Origin of the sequence: Methylobacter sp. (assembly GCF_023227905.1) — a bacterium.
Taxonomy (GTDB): domain Bacteria; phylum Pseudomonadota; class Gammaproteobacteria; order Methylococcales; family Methylomonadaceae; genus Methylobacter_A.
The window spans coordinates 1-2,567 of the sequence record NZ_JALOCF010000131.1; the positions used below are offsets into that span (position 1 = coordinate 1).

A 2,567-nucleotide genomic window follows, 5' to 3' on the forward strand; every position below is an offset into this window, starting at 1 on the left:
ACAGTTGTGCGCCGATTATGGTATGGCTACGCATTACCGTCCATTCTTCCTTGGTCAGCGGGGTGGATTTCAGCAGGATGCTATCGGGAATACCCAGGTTGCCGATGTCGTGAAGCACACAGGCATTGCGTAGCGCCAGCAACTCCTCCGGGCTGAGACGACCGAGAGAGCGACCGAAGATATCCGCCAAGTTTGCAAGCCGGGTGGCATCATGGTGACCCATATAACTATTCTTGGCTTCAGCCATGCGCGTCAAAGACAGTAATAGCGTTTCGGAGTTGTCTGATTCGTTGATGAACCTGCTGGATTCGCTTGACGTCTCGGTTCGCGCGGCCGGCAAGATTTTTTTTACGCTTGCAGTATGGCTTAAAATCCCCAGAAGATCTTCCGGATTGAACGGTTTTGTAAGAAATGTTTCTGCGCCGGCTTCAAGCATACGGGTTACATTCTCAGCGCTTATGTTTTCTGCAATGGCAATCACGCCTATATGCCGGGTGGCGACATCGCCTTTAATGAGCGAGCTTATTTGAAAGCCGTCTAAATTTGGAAGCATGAAATTGAGCAATACCACATCCGGAGCAAAGGTATTGATTTTGACACCTGCTTCGAAACTGTTTTTAGCTATCTTGGTCACGAAGCCTAACCCCGAGTTTTCAAGGATGTCATGTACATAGGTGGTCATCAGCGGATCGTCGTCAACAATGAGAACTCGGGTAGCGCATGACTTGATATTGGCATGAGTTGCGCCGCTTTCGCGCACAAAACGCTCTACATCGCTTTTTAAAAAACGCCGGTGGCCACCAGGCGTAACCTTCGCAACCAGCAAGCCTTTCTGCGCCCACGATCTGACGGTCACCGGAGCCACCATCAATAATTCCGCTACCTCATTGGGCGTCAGGTAGGCTTTATTTACGTCTTTATGTGTAGTCATTAACCAGATCCATAAAGTTAAAGTAAATTCCGATGTAACAAAATGAAGAACAAAACGAATCCTCTCCCTTTGCGTAACTCAAGTCAAATTATTGACTAATAATTGACTGTCATTGTGATAGTATCGCTATAGATTCCGACATAGGCGTTTTGTAGGGCAGGAATTCGTCCGTATACTGGGTAATTTCTTGTCACTGTGGATAATATCCCCAAGAGATAACCGTCGTTTCTTATCCCCGTTCCCGCGCTGCCATCCCCCCAAACTATCGAGTGATTTGAATCTGTGTACAGATTGTAGCTGAGCGAGTGGCTGCCCCCGCTGGCCATTGATCTCGATGCATAAGAACCGCCGCCGGTGCTTAGCCGTATATTGTAAGAGACGAGAAGGCTTATTAACCCGTTGGTGCAGGCTACTTGTATATTCCCGGCGGCGTCATTTGCGTTAGTGCTGAAGACATCATAAACGCCAAAATTGACGCCGCTGGAACTCACATTGCAGCTTTCGCCTAAGCCATAAGCAGAACCTGCCATACCGCCCAAGGCCAAAGCCAGTATCGCGGCAAAAAACCGCTTGCCAGCCGTGTGTGAGCCTGAATCTGCGATGACTGCCGGGCGTTGGTAATAAATAAACTGTTTCATGGGGTTACACCTGAACAAGTGAAGGAGCCCAGATTTGGCAATGGATCTTCCATTTCAGGAAACGCCACGGCAAATTCGCAGGACTGTCCGCGCCAGGTGGCGCGTAAATTGTTATTGGCTTGCAAGCCGGTCATAAAAACCTCGCCTTTCAAAGCCACGGGAAATTCTTCGCCTTGCCCGTTGATTTGTACAAGCGCACCGGCGGGCATCGGTTTGCCGTCAGCCAACACCAAAGTAAACAAGGCGCCGCGCGAGCGCTTGATGGCAAAATTCAAGTCGTAGCCACTCCGATAGTAAGGCACCGCTTCAAGTTGCAAATTATTAAATTGGGCATCGAAGGGGAGATCTGCCTGCTCGATGCGGATCGGATTGCTCTGGTATGGGCGCAACTGCGGGATTAACGCATCGCCGTTGGCATCGGTAAAGCCTGCTAATTGGTTGTCGGCATAGACGCGCACATTGGCAATGCCTGGCACATGAACCAGGGCAAAGCTGTTTGTTAAGCGCCTGGAAAAATGCGGCCGCAGTCCCATCATGGCCACACCGCCACTCACGCTGCCGCGAAAACCAGTTTGCTCGCCGGATCGGGAAACCTCTGCACTGTAAAGACCAACATCATTTTGCATACTGATACCGGCATCAAACCTTTCAGTGCGGCCCTCTGAAGCGAGCAGCCGATAGCCGAAGCCGTTGCCGCGAGGAAGACTCCTCTGGATTTGCAGCGCCGCTTGCTCATTGTCCTGCAGGGCGGTGCCGCCGAGGCTGGCGCTGGTATTTCCCCCCAGTATTTCGCTCAGGGAAAAAGTGAAGGTCAGGGCGACACTGTCATCAGGTAGACCTTTCAGGGAACGGAAATAACCCAGGTTCAAAGCTCCGACACGGCCCAAAGAAACATTATAACTGGCTCTTGCTATCTTCACATCGGGATTATCCCTGTTGTCCTGATAAATATAACCTAGATTTAAAGAACCGTAGATCCCTAACGAAACACTCGTGGA

At 50.4% G+C, this 2,567-nt stretch carries 3 protein-coding genes; all 3 read right to left on the minus strand.

Annotated elements, in window-relative coordinates; all coding sequences use genetic code 11:
* Positions 1-931: response regulator (locus M0R47_RS21770; RefSeq protein WP_292558453.1), on the minus strand; the 931-nt coding region annotated here is incomplete at its 3' end.
* 95 nt (positions 932-1,026) lie between these two features.
* Positions 1,027-1,569, minus strand: a complete 543-nt coding sequence (locus M0R47_RS21775) for a spore coat U domain-containing protein (protein WP_292558454.1) — start codon at positions 1,567-1,569, stop codon at positions 1,027-1,029.
* Positions 1,566-2,567: fimbria/pilus outer membrane usher protein (locus tag M0R47_RS21780; protein WP_292558455.1), on the minus strand; the 1,002-nt coding region annotated here is incomplete at its 5' end. The genes M0R47_RS21780 and M0R47_RS21775, both read right to left, overlap by 4 nt.